The 14,078-nt window shown below is 67.9% G+C and carries 13 protein-coding genes and 1 tRNA gene; 7 read left to right on the forward strand and 7 right to left on the reverse strand.

The features are described 5' to 3' along the window. Nucleotides 1-196: 196 nt before the first annotated feature. Nucleotides 197-1,363 carry an N-acetylmuramoyl-L-alanine amidase gene (locus ACK4FK_RS00215; protein ID WP_409739468.1) on the forward strand — a complete coding sequence of 389 codons (1,167 nt, stop codon included), beginning with the start codon at nucleotides 197-199 and terminating at the stop codon, nucleotides 1,361-1,363. 30 nt (nucleotides 1,364-1,393) lie between these two features. On the opposite strand, the gene ACK4FK_RS00220 is transcribed toward ACK4FK_RS00215, so the two are convergent. Beyond that, on the reverse strand, nucleotides 1,394-1,951 hold the full coding sequence (locus tag ACK4FK_RS00220) for a TlpA family protein disulfide reductase (protein WP_409739471.1): 558 nt from the start codon (nucleotides 1,949-1,951) through the stop codon (nucleotides 1,394-1,396). A gap of 206 nt (nucleotides 1,952-2,157) precedes the next feature. Here ACK4FK_RS00220 and ACK4FK_RS00225 point away from each other — a divergent pair, with 206 nt between their 5' ends. The 3 genes from ACK4FK_RS00225 (at nucleotide 2,158) to ACK4FK_RS00235 (ending at nucleotide 5,716) form a co-directional block, all read left to right on the forward strand. Next, nucleotides 2,158-4,614 (forward strand): penicillin-binding protein 1A, encoded by a 2,457-nt coding sequence (locus ACK4FK_RS00225; protein WP_409739475.1) that lies wholly within the window; start codon nucleotides 2,158-2,160, stop codon nucleotides 4,612-4,614. A 116-nt stretch (nucleotides 4,615-4,730) separates the two neighbouring features. Next, a tRNA-Val gene (locus tag ACK4FK_RS00230) sits at nucleotides 4,731-4,805 on the forward strand. Between the two features lie 65 nt (nucleotides 4,806-4,870). Next, nucleotides 4,871-5,716, forward strand: coding sequence for an aldo/keto reductase (locus ACK4FK_RS00235; protein WP_409739477.1), 846 nt, complete (start codon nucleotides 4,871-4,873; stop codon nucleotides 5,714-5,716). Between the two features lie 10 nt (nucleotides 5,717-5,726). Here the strand turns inward: ACK4FK_RS00235 and soxA are convergent, their stop codons facing one another. The 6 genes from soxA to ACK4FK_RS00265 are packed head-to-tail and all read right to left on the reverse strand — an operon-like array spanning nucleotide 5,727 to nucleotide 10,407. Then, the gene (soxA, locus tag ACK4FK_RS00240; protein ID WP_409739479.1) at nucleotides 5,727-6,494 is read right to left on the reverse strand and encodes a sulfur oxidation c-type cytochrome SoxA; all 768 of its coding nucleotides are present in this window, start codon (nucleotides 6,492-6,494) and stop codon (nucleotides 5,727-5,729) included. Next, complete coding sequence (gene soxZ, locus ACK4FK_RS00245; protein WP_409739482.1) at nucleotides 6,491-6,811, reverse strand: thiosulfate oxidation carrier complex protein SoxZ; 321 nt, start codon at nucleotides 6,809-6,811, stop codon at nucleotides 6,491-6,493. Before soxZ ends, soxA begins: the two co-directional genes overlap by 4 nt. Nucleotides 6,812-6,814: 3 nt before the next feature. Then, complete coding sequence (locus ACK4FK_RS00250; RefSeq protein WP_409739485.1) at nucleotides 6,815-7,276, reverse strand: SoxY-related AACIE arm protein; 462 nt, start codon at nucleotides 7,274-7,276, stop codon at nucleotides 6,815-6,817. A 4-nt stretch (nucleotides 7,277-7,280) separates the two neighbouring features. Further along, nucleotides 7,281-7,712: a sulfur oxidation c-type cytochrome SoxX gene (soxX, locus tag ACK4FK_RS00255; RefSeq protein WP_409739488.1), complete on the reverse strand. Its 432-nt coding sequence runs from the start codon at nucleotides 7,710-7,712 to the stop codon at nucleotides 7,281-7,283. 20 nt (nucleotides 7,713-7,732) lie between these two features. Beyond that, a complete protein-coding gene (locus tag ACK4FK_RS00260; protein WP_409739491.1) occupies nucleotides 7,733-9,919 on the reverse strand; it encodes a molybdopterin cofactor-binding domain-containing protein in 2,187 nt (728 codons plus the stop codon). 20 nt (nucleotides 9,920-9,939) lie between these two features. After that, complete coding sequence (locus ACK4FK_RS00265) at nucleotides 9,940-10,407, reverse strand: (2Fe-2S)-binding protein (RefSeq protein ID WP_409740632.1); 468 nt, start codon at nucleotides 10,405-10,407, stop codon at nucleotides 9,940-9,942. 297 nt (nucleotides 10,408-10,704) lie between these two features. Here ACK4FK_RS00265 and ACK4FK_RS00270 point away from each other — a divergent pair, with 297 nt between their 5' ends. The 3 genes from ACK4FK_RS00270 (at nucleotide 10,705) to ACK4FK_RS00280 (ending at nucleotide 14,059) form a co-directional block, all read left to right on the forward strand. Next, nucleotides 10,705-11,586, forward strand: a complete 882-nt coding sequence (locus ACK4FK_RS00270) for a response regulator (protein ID WP_409739493.1) — start codon at nucleotides 10,705-10,707, stop codon at nucleotides 11,584-11,586. 214 nt (nucleotides 11,587-11,800) lie between these two features. After that, a complete protein-coding gene (locus ACK4FK_RS00275; protein ID WP_409739496.1) occupies nucleotides 11,801-12,616 on the forward strand; it encodes an RMD1 family protein in 816 nt (271 codons plus the stop codon). 33 nt (nucleotides 12,617-12,649) lie between these two features. Beyond that, on the forward strand, nucleotides 12,650-14,059 hold the full coding sequence (locus tag ACK4FK_RS00280; RefSeq protein ID WP_409739498.1) for a homospermidine synthase: 1,410 nt from the start codon (nucleotides 12,650-12,652) through the stop codon (nucleotides 14,057-14,059). Nucleotides 14,060-14,078 lie beyond the last annotated feature (19 nt).

Consider the following 14,078-nt stretch of genomic DNA (forward strand, 5'->3'; position numbering starts at 1 on the left):
ATCTTCCCGCTCTGAACCTCGGCTAAATCCTTGAGAGGCAAGCCTTTGGTCTGACGGTCCGATCTGACTCGGATATTCGCGATTGCATCGTACGCTTTGGCAGGGCATACCGACAAGGTCTTTCTTGCCGCGCCGCATGATGACCCCGGAGTTTTCCATTAAGACTCTGTTTCTACTGGCAATTATTGGATTCCTGATGCCCGGCGCGTTGGCCGGCGCGGCCGGGGCCGAACCGGCACGCGTCACCCGCCTGCAACTGGGGCTGAATGCCGGCCTGACCCGCCTGGTGGTGGAAGCCTCGGCGCCGGTGGAGGCCGAACTGGCCGCCCAGCCGGCCGGGCTGGGGCTGACCCTGTCGCTGTCCGGTCCGCGCTGGGCCGCCCCGCCGGCCCAGCCGAGTGCCGCCGGCCTGGTCGCCGGCCTGGGGCTGCCGGTGCAGCATGACGGACGCACCGCCATCGCCATCGACCTGGTGGAGCCTGCGGTGGTGGAGCGCGCCTTCCGGCTCGATCCGCAGAACGGCCCGCTGGGGTCGAGCGGGCACCGGCTGGTGATCGACCTGCGACCGGCCGATCCGCAGGCCTATGCCGTGGCCTTTGCCGCCCCGGTCGCCCTGCCGCTGCCGACCGCCGTCGACATCGCGCCGCCGCCGGCCCATGCCGCCGACCGCCGCCGCACCATCGTGCTGGACCCGGGCCATGGCGGGCAAGATCCCGGCGCGATCAGCGCCTCGGGCCGGCACGAGAAGGACATCACGCTGGCGGTGGCGCTGGCCATGGCCAGCCGGCTGCGCGCCACCGGCCGCTATCATGTGATTCTGACCCGCGACCGCGACCGTTTCGTGCGGCTGAACGACCGCGTGGCGCTGGCGCGCAAGCACGAGGCCGACCTGTTCCTCTCGATCCATGCCGACAGCCTGGGCGGCGACCGCACCACCAGCGGCGCCACCGTCTACGTCCGCGCCGATGCCGCCAGCGATCCGGAAGCCGAGGCCCTGGCGCTGCGCGAGAACCGCGCCGATCAACTGGCCGGCGGCGCGGCGGCCGCCGAAGTGGACGACGTCGTATCCATCCTGCTCGATCTCGCCTCGCGCGACACCGCGCGGCTGTCGAGCCGCTTTGCCGGCCTGCTGACCGTTGCGATCAGCGACGGCATCGCCTTGCGCCGCAATCCGCTGCGCGCGGCGAATTTCCGCGTGCTGTCGGCGCCCGATGTGCCTTCCGCGCTGCTGGAACTGGGTTACCTGTCCAATCCGGGCGACGAGGCGCTGCTGTTTTCGGAAAGCGGCCGCAACCGGCTGGCCGCCGCCGCCGTGGCCGCCATCGACAGCTTCTTCGGCGCAGAGACGCAGGCGGGGCGATAGCGTCACCCCAGGGCTGGACAAAGACAGGCTTCAGCCGCGCGCCGGAATGGCGTACGCCGCCTCGAGCAAAGCCGTGCGATAATATGCATCCTGGCTGGCGCCAACGCGCCAGGCATGGATGATGTTGCCTGCGGTGAGGACGTACACGGTGGGCGCCGAGAACGCCATGTGGCCGCCATTCACCAGCGGCACGCGGCTGCTGCGCGACGGCGGGTGCAGCACCGTCATGCCGATGCCCGCCTTGTCGTTGATCCAGCGGCGCGTGGTCTCAGGCGCCTCGGCATAGGACATGGCCACGAACGCGATGCGCGGATCGTCTTTCAGCGCACGCCAGGTCTTGGCAAGCTCGGGGATGCCCTGGCGGCAATGCACGCACCATTCGCCGCCGATGTAGAACAGCATGGCACGGTCATGGTAGTCGCTGAGACGAATGGTGAAACCATCGGCATTCCGCAGGGCGATGTCAGGAATGCGGTTGCCGACATTCCAGCCCTCCTCGCCCGGCCCCGGCAACGTCACGCAGCCGCCGGTGAGACCCGTACCAAGGCCCGTCAGGGCAATACCGAGAAGATTTCGACGAGAAAGCATGGCGCCTTCCATTGCCTGTGCTCCAGTCTAGCCTGCGGCATCGGTCTGAAAAACTGAAAAATCCCCCGATTCCCGGCATCGCAGGCCTGGCCGCGCCATGTCAGCGCCACAATTATCGCCCTATACAGGCGGGTATTTCGGGAGTACCTGTACGCCCGATTTTCGGCCCATGACCAAAGGCCCAGAAGCGGCCTGCCCGGGGTGCCATGCGTCTGCTGTCGCGTTTCCTTTTTTTGCTCTCTTTCGCCGTGCTGGCGGTGATCGGCGCCGGTGCCGCCGGCCTGGCCGGGCTGTGGTATTACGGCCGCGATCTGCCCGACTACAAGCAGCTTGAGAAATACGAACCGCCGGTCACCACGCGCGTGCATGCCGGCGACGGCCGCCTGATCGCCGAATTCGCCCGCGAACGGCGCCTGTTCGTGCCCATCGAGGCGATCCCGAAGCCGGTGATCCAGGCCTTCCTGTCGGCCGAGGACAAGAATTTCTACGAGCATAGCGGCATCGATCCGCTGGGCGTCGTGCGCGCGGTGATCCAGAACGTGGTGAACCTGGCGCAGAACCGCCGCCCGGTCGGCGCCTCCACGATCACGCAGCAGGTGGCGAAGAATTTCCTGCTTGGCAACGAAGTGTCGCTGGGCCGCAAGGCGAAGGAAGCGATCCTCGCCTTCCGCATCGAGAACACCTTCAGCAAGGACAAGATCCTCGAACTGTATCTGAACGAGATCTATCTCGGCTCGGGCGCCTATGGCGTCGCGGCGGCGGCCCTGGTCTATTTCGACAAGTCGCTCTACGACCTCACCCTGCCCGAGGCCGCCTATCTGGCGGCCCTGCCCAAGGCGCCGAGCAACTATCATCCCGTGCGCCATTACGAACGGGCCAAGGCGCGGCGCGACTGGGTGATCGAGCGTCTGCAGGAAGATGGCGTGATCACCGTGGAACAGGCCCGCACCGCGATCAACACGCCGCTGGTGGCGATGGCGCGGCCGGAATCGGAACTGGCCCGCGCCGACTGGTTTGCCGAGGAAGTGCGCCGCGACCTGGCACAGAAATTCGGCGACAAGGGCCTCTACGAGGGGGGCCTGAGCGTCCGCACCACGATGGACCCGAAGCTGCAGGCGATCGGCGAGCGCGTGCTGCGCGACGGCCTGCAGGCCTATGATCGCCGCGCCGGCGGCTGGCGCGGGCCGCTGGCCCGCGTGGCGCTGACCATGCCGGGCCAGGACTGGCGCACGCAGCTCAACGCCATCCTGCCCGTTCCCGGCATCCTGCCGCCCTGGCGCGTGGGCGTGGTGCTGAAGGTGGAGAATGACGGCGCCGAGATCGGCTTTGCCGATGGCAGCAAAGGCAGCCTGCCCTATGCCGGCCTGCGCTGGGCACGCAAGAAACTGGGTCCCGACCATTTCGGCCCGGTGCCGCGCAGCCCCGCCGAGGTGGTGGCCGCCGGCGACGTGATCGCGGTGGAAGCGATCGACGGCAACCCGAAAAACGGCTTCGCCCTGCGGCAGATTCCCGAAGTGGGCGGCGGCCTGGTGGCGATGGATCCGCATACCGGCCGCGTGCTGGCGCTGGTGGGCGGCTTCGATTTCAAGCTCAGCCAGTTCAACCGCGCCACCCAGGCCCAGCGCCAGCCCGGATCGTCGTTCAAGCCCTTCATCTATGCCGCCGCATTGGACAGCGGTTTCACGCCGTCGTCGCTGGTGCTGGACGCGCCCTTCGTGCTGGATCAGGGCCCCGGCCTGCCGCTGTGGAAGCCGGGCAACTACACCGACCAGTTCTATGGCCCCTCGACGCTGCGCGTGGGCATCGAGAAGTCGCGTAACCTGATGACCGTGCGCCTCGCCCAGGCCATCGGTATGGAGAAGGTGGTGGATTACGCCAAACGCTTTGGCGTGATCGACAACATGCCGCCGGTTCTCTCGATGTCGCTGGGCGCGGGCGAAACCACGCTGCTGAAGATGACCACGGCCTATGCCGAGTTCGTCAACGGCGGCAGGAAGATCACGCCAAGCCTGATCGACCGCATCCAGGATCGCAACGGCCGCACGATCTATCGCCACGACACGCGGCCCTGCGAGGCCTGCCTGGGCACGGCATGGCAGGGCCAGGCCGAGCCTGCCCTGCCCGATCCGCGTCCGCAGGTGATCGACGCCGTCACCGCCTATCAGATCACCTCGATGCTGGAAGGCGTGGTGCAGCGCGGCACCGGCATCCGCATCCGCGAGCTGGGCAAGCCGCTGGCCGGCAAGACCGGCACGACCAACGACAGCATGGACACCTGGTTCCTGGGCTTCAGCCCCGATCTCGCGGTCGGCGTCTTCATCGGCTACGACACGCCCAAGGACATGGGCAAGCGCGAGACCGGTTCCTCGGTGGCGGTGCCGGTGTTCAAGGCGTTCATGGCCGAGGCCCTGCAGGGCAAGCCCAACATCCAGTTCCGCGTGCCGCCCGGCGTGCGGCTGGTGCGCGTGCAGGCCGAGACCGGCGAACTGGCGCGGCCGGGCGACCGCAACGTGATCCTGGAGGCCTTCCGCCCCGGCAGCGAGCCGCAGGCCGGCGAGCGCGGCAGCGTGCTGGACGGCTCGATGGCCGAACGCGACAACCTTTCGGGCGTGGGCGGCAGCGCCGGCGCCGCGCCGATCTCGGGCACGGGCGGCCTGTATTAGCCGCCGGCATGGGAAGATCGCCGCCCCTTGCCGGGGGCCGGGCGGCTTGACACCCCCGGGCCGCGTCTTTATACGCTGCCCTCACGATTGACCACGGTCCGCAAGGGCCAGCTGGCGGGCGGTTAGCTCAGCGGGAGAGCACACCCTTCACACGGGTGGGGTCACTGGTTCAATCCCAGTACCGCCCACCATTTTCCCCTTCGTTTTTTCCGTCATCATCACACCGGTTCCGCCCTTTCTCCGGGAGCGTCGCGTGATGTCTGCTTTCATGCCAACCGTCGCGCTGCCCAACGGCGAGACCGTGCCCGCCCTGGGCCAGGGCACCTGGAACATGGGCGAGAGCAAGGCGAAGCTGCGCGACGAGGTGGCGGCCCTGCAGCTTGGCATCGAGCTGGGCATGACCCTGATCGACACCGCCGAGATGTATGCCGCCGGCATGGCCGAGCAGGTGGTGGCTGCCGCGATCAACGGCCGGCGCGACGATGTGTTCCTGGTCAGCAAGGTGCTGCCGCAGAATGCCGGCCGCGAGGGCACCATCGCCGCCTGCGAACGCAGCCTGAAGCGCCTGCGCACCGACCGCATCGACCTTTACCTGCTGCACTGGCGCGGCGGCGTGCCGCTGCACGAGACCATCACCGCGTTCAACGACCTGCGCCGCGCCGGCAAGATCCGCTTCTGGGGCGTGAGCAATTTCGACACCAGCGACATGGAAGAGCTGCAACGCCTGAGCAACGCCACCGCCGTGGCGACCAACCAGGTGCTCTACAACCTGTCGCGGCGCGGCATCGAACACGACCTGATGCCCTGGTGCCGGCGGCATAACCTGCCGATCATGGCCTACTCGCCGATCGAGCAGGGGCGCCTGCTGAAGCATGCGGCGCTGAAGGCCGTGGCCGCGCGCCACAACGCCACGGCGGCGCAGGTGGCGCTGGCCTGGCTGCTGCGCCAGAGCGGCATCATCGCCATCCCGAAGGCATCGCGGCCCGAACATGTGCGCGAGAACCATGCCGCGCTGCGGATTGGCCTGACCCGGCAGGACCTGCGCGAACTGGACGCGGCCTTTCCGCCGCCCGATGGGCCCGTGCCGCTGGAGATGCTGTAGACCCCGGCGATCAGGGCCGCACGCCTGGCGTTTCCACCGCCATGCCGGCGGCGCGGGCGGCCAGATAGAGTTCAAGGTCGATGAATTCCGGCGCGCCGTAGTCATATGGCTCGGCGCGCACGCCGGTCATGCAGTTGCGCAGGCGGCGCTGCAGCGAGCCCAGGCCCTGCCATTCCAGGCGATAGATCGGATAACCCGTGGGATGCGCCTGCGGGATCGGGCTGCCGGCCAGACGCTTGCCCCAGTTGTCGTCGTGACATTGCACGCAGGAGAAATCGAGCTGACCCATCGGGGTGGCGAACAGGGTGCGGCCGCGCTCGCGATGGACATCCAGCCGGACATCCTGCGGCGGCGCGAGCGGCAGGCCGCGCGACTGCAGACCGAGATAGGCCGCCAGGGCCAGCAGCGGCGCGCTTTCCGGCGCAAAGGCCGGCTGGTCCTGGTGCGCGGTGCGGCACAGGTTGATGCGCTGCTGCAGGTCGACGGGCCGGCCGGCGCGGTCGTCGAAGGCCGGATAGCGCGCGGCCACGCCGCGCATGGTTGCGCCGGCCGCGCCATGACATTGCACACAGGATTTCGCGCCGGCGGGCGCTTCGTTCCACAGCGCCTCGCCTTCCGCCACCCACAGCATGGCCGGATTGAGCGCGTCGTCGCGCTGCATCGCCTGGGTTTCCGCCCCCATGAACTCGAAACCGGAACGGCGCTGTGCCGGCGGGATGTCGGCCGCAAGCGCGATGCCGGCAGCGGCCACGAGGATCGCAACGGCCAGACGCATCATGCCACGGCGATGGCCACCGTTTCGGTCTGGCGAAAGCCGTTGTCGCCTTCCCAAATGAAGCTGAGCGTGCCGCTCTGCGTCGCCACGGTCGTGAAGCTGATGAAGGGATTGGCGGCAACGGCGGGAAACATGTCCATGCGGAAAACCTCCTCGCCGTCATACAGGCAGGTGAAGCGGCGCAGAATGTCGCGCGGCACCACGCGGCCCATGGCGTCGGGGCGATAGCCGGTCTCCATCACATGGTTGATCAGCGTCTTGATCTCGATCACCTCGCCCCTCCGCGCCGTTTTCGGAACGCTGATCATCGCGCGCAGCATGGCCTAGCCCTCCACGCAGGCGGCAAGGGTGACGATCACCTCAATCTGGTCGCTCCACCAGCTGCCATCGCTGAGGCCGGCCACCGCCACCACCTTCTGCGAGGTGGCCAGCCGCATGCGCGTGGTGGCGACCGCGCGGCCGCTGCGCGGCCCGAGATGGAACACGGCCACGTTGGGCTGCGGATTCTGCTCGGTGAAGATGGCGAGCCGGCGCACATGGTCGGCCGGCGTCATCGGACTGTCGGGCACCTTCACCGTCACCGACACCGAATTGCCGTTTTCCACCAGCGGCGGCAGATCCAGCACCACGCGGCCGCGGCGCAGCGGGGCATTGCCGGTCAACTCGGCGATGGCGGCATTCATCTCGGCCGGCAGCGCCAGGGCTGGCCGCAGCACCAGAAGGCTGGCCATCCCAAGGCCGCCCGCCAGGGCGTGCCGCCTCGTCACCGTGATCGGACCATGCATCGCGTCACTCCCGCAGACTGACCAGATACGCCACCACGTCCTCGATTTCCTGCGCCGTCAGCACCGGCCGGTCGCGCCAGGCGGCGCCGACGCGATTGAGTCCCTCGGTGCGGTGATAGGACGGCATGATCGAGGCCGGATTGAGCCGCCGGGAATCGACCACGCGCAACCGCAACTGCCCCTCCGACCAGCGCGTGCCGGCGCCATGCAGCGGCGGTGCCAGGTTGCCCTGGAAACGCTCTTCCGCGATCGGTCCGGCATGGCAGAGCAGGCAGAGCCCCTTCTGCCGGCTGGCGACGATGGCGCGGCCGCGCCCCGGATCGCCCGGCATGGCGGTCAGCGGCTGCGGGATCGCGTCGCCGACCACGGCATAGGCCGCCAGTCCACCGTCCTGCGCCGCAACCGTCGCCGGCAGCGCCGCCACGCCCAGCATCATGACCAGACTCCGCAGCCGCACTAGGCCTGCTTCAGGTCATGGTGCTTCAGCGGCAGGTCGCGGATGCGCTTGCCGGTGGCGGCGAAGATGGCATTCAGCACCGCCGGCGCGGCCACCGCGATGGTGGGCTCGCCCACGCCGCCCCAGAAACCGCCTGAGGCCACGATCACGGTTTCCACCTTCGGCATCTCGTCGATCCGCATCATCGGATAGGTGTCAAAATTCTCCTGCTCGATGCGGCCATTCGCCACCGTGCATTCGCCATGCAACGCCGCCGTCAGGCCATAGACGAAGGAGCCCTCCACCTGCGCCTCGATCTGCTGCGGGTTCACCGCATGGCCGGGATCGGTGGCGGCGACGATGCGGTGGATCTTCAGCCTGCCGTCGCGCGACACCGAAACCTCGGCGCAGGCGGCCACATAGGAGCCGAAGCCCATCGTCTGCGCCAGGCCGCGATGGATGCCGGCCGGCGCCGGCTTGCCCCAGCCCGCTTTCTCGGCTGCTGCATTCAGCACGGCCAGATGCTTTGGATGGTTGGCCATCAGCCGGCGTCGGAATTCCAGCGGATCCTTGCCGGTCGCATGGGCCAGTTCGTCGATGAAGCATTCCAGATAGATGGCGTTCTGGTTCAGGTTGACGCCGCGCCAGAAGCCCGGCGGCACATGCGGGTTGCGCATGGCATGGTCGATCAGCAGGTTGGGGAAGCTGTAGCCGATGGCCGCCTCCGGCCCGCCCGGATTCAATCCCTGGAAGACCACCGGGTCCACGCCGTTGCGGATGTTCTGCGGGAAGATGCCGGCCAGGATCGACTGGCCGGAGATGCGCATGTGCAGGCCGGTCACCTCGCCCTTGTCGTCCAGCGCCGCGGTGAGCCGGCATTGCGTGACCGGATGGTAGCGGCCATGCAGCATGTCCTCCTCGCGCGACCAGATCAGCTTGACCGGCGTGCCGGGCAGTTCCTTGGCGATCAGCACGGCCTGGCGCACCCAGTCATGCACCGCGCCGCGCCGGCCGAAGCCGCCACCGAGATGGATCTTGTAGACCTCGCATTGCGTGGCCGGCAGTCCGGACGCCTCGGCCGTCGCCGCCAGCGCCGCCTCGCCATTCTGCGTCGGCGTCCACACCTCGCAGCGCTCGGGCGTCCATTTCGCCGTCGCGTTCATCGGTTCCATGGTGGCGTGATTCTGGAACGGATAGCTGTAGGTGGCGGTGATCTTGCGCGCGGCGGCATTCAGCGCCGCCTCCACGTCGCCCACCTTGTTGCCGACCGCGGCCTCCTTCGCATCCAGCCCTTCCTTCAGCATGGCGGCGATCGACGCGCTGGAAGCCGCGGCATTCGGGCCGTTGTCCCACTCGATGGCCATGGCATCCAGCGCGCTTTTCGCGCGCCACCAGGTATCGGCCACCACGGCCACCGCCGTATCGCCCACCTGCACGACCTTTTTCACGCCCGGCTTTTTCATCGTGCCGGCGGCATCGAAGCTTTTCACCTTGCCGCCGAAAACCGGGCAGTCCTTGATCGCCGCGTTGAGCATGCCGGGCAGTTGCAGGTCCACGCCATAGACCTGCTTGCCGGTCAGTTTCTCGGCCGTGTCCAGCCGCTTCAGCGGCTTGCCGGCGATCTTCCAGTCCTTCGGGTCCTTCAGCGGCACGTCGGCTGGCGGCGTCAGCCTGGCCGCGGCATCGGCCACCTTGCCGTAGCTGACCGTGCGGCCGGTGGGCCTGTGTGTGATCACGCTGTTGGCCGCGCTGCATTCGCCCGCCGGCACCTTCCACTGCTCCGCCGCCGCCTGCACCAGCATGATGCGCGCCGCCGCGCCGCCCTTGCGCACATAGTCATGCGACTCGCGGATGCCGCGGCTGCCGCCGGTGGAGAAATTGCCCCAGGCGCGGTTGCGCGCCAGATTCTGCCCCGGCGTGGGGTATTCGGTGGTGACCTTCGACCAGTCGCAGTCGAGTTCCTCGGCCACAAGCTGGGCCAGGCCGGTCAGCGTGCCCTGCCCCATCTCGGAGCGGGCGATGCGGATCACCACGGTGTCGTCGGGCTTCACCACCACCCAGGCATTGATCTCGGGCGCGGCGCCCTGCGCCTGCGCCGTGCCGAAGGGAATGTGGAAGCCGACGGTGAGGCCGCCGACGGCGGCGGCCGAGCCGGACAGGAAACCGCGCCGGGAAACGGAAATGGGGGAAACGGAGATGGCAGTCATGATCGGTCCTCCCTTCCCTGTCAGCCGCGGCCGGCCGAACCGTTGCCGGCCGCCATATGGATGGCCGCGCGCACGCGGTTGTAGGTGCCGCAGCGGCAGATGTTGGTCATCTCGGCATCGATGTCGGCGTCGGTCGGCTTGGGCTTCTGCCGCAGCAGCGCGGCCGCGGCCATGATCATGCCGACCTGGCAGTAGCCGCATTGCGGCACGTCGAGCGCCGCCCAGGCTTTCTGCACCGGATGCGAACCGTCGCGCGACAGGCCTTCGATGGTGACGATCCGGTTCTTCTCGTCATAGGCCGAGGCCGGCACCGAGCAGGCGCGTACCGCCTGGCCATCCACATGCACCGTGCAGGCGCCGCACTGGGCAATGCCGCAGCCGTATTTCGTGCCGGTGAGCTGAAGCTGCTCGCGCAGCACCCAGAGCAGCGGGGTATCCTCTTCGGCCTGGAATTCGCGGGTCACGCCATTCACGTTCAGCTTCGGCATCGCATCCTCCTGGTCCGCCATGCAACCGGCTGCGGGCACCTGCCTGGCGGGTGATCATTTCGGGTAACCTGGCGCGGCGATCTTATCGCCTGGCACGGGCGCGCAGCAGCCACTTATTCGTGATTTGACCGGCCTGCCGATTTGATCGGACTGGCCAGCAGACCCGCAGCGCGGACACTGCCTGGCGCCGAATGCCATTTCCCCGCTTTTTTTCGGCGCCGGGACATCTACAGACGCGGCGATGTCGTATAACACTCCGTGAACATTGCCCGACCGACACCTGACCGATTCCCGGCCATGAAGCCGCTGCCAGATACCCTGCCGCGCGACCTGACCGTGATGGTGGTCGATCCCGACCGCCACACGCGCAACCTGTTGCGCCGCCTGCTGCTCGACATGGGCCTGCGCAACCTGCTGTTCGCCGCCGATGCGGCGGAGGCGCTGGACCTGCAGGCGGCCTGCGCGGGTCCGCTCGACCTGGCGCTGACCGAACTGCATCTGCCGGGTGTCGATGGCCTGGTCCTGGCGCAGAGACTGACCGCCATGCAGCCTGACCTGCCGGTGGTGGTGCTGAGCTGGGACGCCACGGAAAAGACCGTGGCGCAGGCCCGCGAGGCCGGCCTGGCCGCCTTCCTGGCCAAGCCGGTGGCCCCCGACCAGCTTTACGAGAAGATCATCGGCACGCTGCACAGCGATCCGGGCTACCGGGCGCGGGAATGGCTGCGCAGCGAGGAAGGCCTGGCCTTCGCCGCCGAGGCGACGCCGGACATGCGCGCGCTCTACGACATCTGGAACGAGGCCCGCGGCAGCCTGACCATGCCGCCACGCAGCTTCCTGCAGGAACTGGAACTGCGCCGCACGGACAGCGGCTTTGGCCGCAACATCTTCATCGTCGATGTCGAGCCGCCGAAGCCCCGGCTGCGCTACAGCTTCGTCGGCGACGCGCTGCTGGCCCGACTGGGCTGGAACGTGGAAGGCACGTATATCGACGAGCAGAATTTCATCTATCGCCGCTATGCCGAACCGGCCTATGCCCGCGTGATCGGGCACAGGCTGCCGCATTACCGCCGCGTGGGCGCCATCGAGCGGATGATCCTGTTCCGCTACCAGCGCCTGCTGCTGCCTTTCGGCGACGAGAGCGGCGTGCAGACGGTGCTGGGCTACGCGCGGGCGCGCTAGGGCCGGCGACACCGGCCGTCGCAGGCCCCAGGCGTGTCAGGGGGGCGTCCGAGCGGCACCTTGTGGATAACTTCCGCCGGCCGCCCCGCTTTCACGGTATTATAATATTGCCAGCGCGGGAAAACCGATATATGCCGCGCCACGCTGCTGCGTCTGGCCCTGCCGGCGGAGTCGCATCGCGCCACCCTTTCAGCCTGCCTGCCATCAGCCGCCCGTGACCGACACCCCTGCCCCCGTTCCCATCCCATCAGCGCCGGGTCGCCTGACCGTCCGGGCGCTTCTGCTTGGCGAACGCCTGGACGTGGCCGGACTGGAACGCTCGGACGCGATCTCGACCGCGCCTTTCGCCTTCCGCGTCGGCGAGCAGGGCATGGTGGCGCTGTTCCGCTATGGCGCCGCCGTGCTGGCCGGCCTGTCGCCGGTGGAGGAAGACGACCTGCTGCGCAAGATCGCGCCGCGCGTCAGCGGCGCCTTCGCCACCATCGAGGACGAGGTGGCCACGGTCACGCTCAGCCCCGAAGGCGATGACAGCATTCCGCCCGGCGGCCCGATCCAGCTGCGCGAACTGACGCCCGAGCGTTTCCTGGTGATCGCCGACGCCATGGCCAAAAGCGTGGCACTGGCCTCGAACGAACGTCAGGTCAGCTCGGTATTCGACGTGATCGACCCGCTGGCGCGCGGCCTAGCCCGCGAGGGCCGCCTGCCCGGCAACCGCCAGCAGCTGCTGAAGCTGATCGGCGGGGCGCTGCAGGTCGAGCACCGCGTGGCCGGCCGCGTGGCGGTGGAAGACAAACCCGACATCCTGTGGGACCGGCCCGAGCTGGAGCGCCTGTTCAAGCGCCTGCAGGACGAATACGAACTGACCGACCGCGCCGCCACGCTGGCCGACAAACTGGACGTGATCCAGAATTCCACCCGCGCGCTGACCGACCTGATCGACGCCCAGCGCAGCCTGCGGCTGGAAGCCGCCATCGTGCTGCTGATCGTGTTCGAGATCGTGCTGACCTTCATCAACTGGACCTTTTTCTAAGGCATCATCCTATTTCGTCTGACGGAGAAAGAAATGAAGCATGTGTCGTTTTCCGGCCGCCTGATCATGGTCGGCTTTGGCAGTATCGGTCAGGGCGTTCTGCCGCTGATCCTGCGCCATATCGACATGCCGGCCGAGCGGATCACCATCGTGACGGCGGAAGAACGCGGCCATGACGTGGCCAGGGAATACGGCATCAAGTTCGTGCGTCAGCCGCTGACGCGCGACAATTACCGCGCCGTGCTGGACCCCCTGCTGGGCCAGGGCGATTTCCTGCTCAACCTGTCGGTGGATGTGTCATCGGTGGCGCTGATCGAACTGGCGCAGGCGCGCGGCGCCTTCTATCTCGATACCTGCATCGAACCCTGGGCCGGCGGCTATACCGATCCGAGCAAGACACCATCGGAGCGTTCGAACTACGCCCTGCGCGAATCCGCCCGCGCGCTGATCGCCAAATACCGCAACGGCCCGACCGCCGTGCTGACCCATGGTGCCAATCCGGGCCTGGTCTCGCATTTCGTGAAGGAAGCCCTGCTGCATATCGCGCGCGATACCGGCCTGCCGGCCAACGCGCCGACCGACCGCGCCGGCTGGGCGAAGCTGGCGCAGACGCTGGGCGTGAAAGTGATCCATATCGCCGAGCGCGATACCCAGGTGGCCGAGCACCAGCCCAAGCGGCGCGGTGAGTTCGTCAACACCTGGTCGATCGACGGCTTTGTCGGCGAGGGCTGCCAGCCGGCCGAGCTCGGCTGGGGCAGCCACGAGAAGCATTTCCCCGCCGATGGCAAGCGCCACGAATTCGGCTGCGACGCCGCGATCTATCTGATGCGGCCGGGCGCCGGCACGCGAGTCCGCTCGTGGACGCCGCTGGAAGGCCCGATGCACGGCTTCCTGGTGACACATAACGAGTCGATCTCGATGGCCGACTACTACACCATCAAGGACGGCGAGAAGCTGGCCTACCGGCCGACCGTGCATTACGCCTACCATCCCTGCGACGACGCCGTGCTGTCGCTGCACGAGATCGCCGGCAAGAACTGGGACATGCAGCCCAGCAAGCGCCTGATGATGGACGAGATCACCACCGGCATGGATGAGCTGGGCGTGCTGCTGATGGGCCACAAGAAGGGCGCCTACTGGTATGGCTCGCGGCTCACCATCGAGGATGCGCGCAAGCTCTGCCCGCACAACAACGCCACCAGCCTGCAGGTGACGGTGGCGGTGCTGGGCGGCCTGGTTTGGGCCATCGAGAATCCGAAGGCCGGACTGGTGGAAGCCGACGAGATCGACCATGCCAGGGTGATGGATGTCTGCCGTCCCTATCTGGGCGAGATGGCCGGCGCCTATACCGACTGGACGCCGCTGTCGGAACGCGGCCGGCTGTTCCCGGAAGACGTGGACAGCAGCGATCCCTGGCAGTTCAAGAATTTCCGCGTGGTGTGAACGCGGCGATCCCGCTGAT

The organism is Ferrovibrio sp., from assembly GCF_046297895.1.
Classification (GTDB): Bacteria; Pseudomonadota; Alphaproteobacteria; order Ferrovibrionales; family Ferrovibrionaceae; genus Ferrovibrio.

Coding starts and splice junctions, on each gene's coding strand:
- ACK4FK_RS00215 (WP_409739468.1), top strand. CDS start 197: ATGCCCGGCGCGTTGGCCGGCGCGGCCGGGGCCGAACCGGCACGCGTC.
- ACK4FK_RS00220 (WP_409739471.1), bottom strand. CDS start 1,951: ATGCTTTCTCGTCGAAATCTTCTCGGTATTGCCCTGACGGGCCTTGGT.
- ACK4FK_RS00225 (WP_409739475.1), top strand. CDS start 2,158: ATGCGTCTGCTGTCGCGTTTCCTTTTTTTGCTCTCTTTCGCCGTGCTG.
- ACK4FK_RS00235 (WP_409739477.1), top strand. CDS start 4,871: ATGTCTGCTTTCATGCCAACCGTCGCGCTGCCCAACGGCGAGACCGTG.
- soxA (WP_409739479.1), bottom strand. CDS start 6,494: ATGATGCGTCTGGCCGTTGCGATCCTCGTGGCCGCTGCCGGCATCGCG.
- soxZ (WP_409739482.1), bottom strand. CDS start 6,811: ATGCTGCGCGCGATGATCAGCGTTCCGAAAACGGCGCGGAGGGGCGAG.
- ACK4FK_RS00250 (WP_409739485.1), bottom strand. CDS start 7,276: ATGCATGGTCCGATCACGGTGACGAGGCGGCACGCCCTGGCGGGCGGC.
- soxX (WP_409739488.1), bottom strand. CDS start 7,712: ATGATGCTGGGCGTGGCGGCGCTGCCGGCGACGGTTGCGGCGCAGGAC.
- ACK4FK_RS00260 (WP_409739491.1), bottom strand. CDS start 9,919: ATGACTGCCATCTCCGTTTCCCCCATTTCCGTTTCCCGGCGCGGTTTC.
- ACK4FK_RS00265 (WP_409740632.1), bottom strand. CDS start 10,407: ATGCCGAAGCTGAACGTGAATGGCGTGACCCGCGAATTCCAGGCCGAA.
- ACK4FK_RS00270 (WP_409739493.1), top strand. CDS start 10,705: ATGAAGCCGCTGCCAGATACCCTGCCGCGCGACCTGACCGTGATGGTG.
- ACK4FK_RS00280 (WP_409739498.1), top strand. CDS start 12,650: ATGAAGCATGTGTCGTTTTCCGGCCGCCTGATCATGGTCGGCTTTGGC.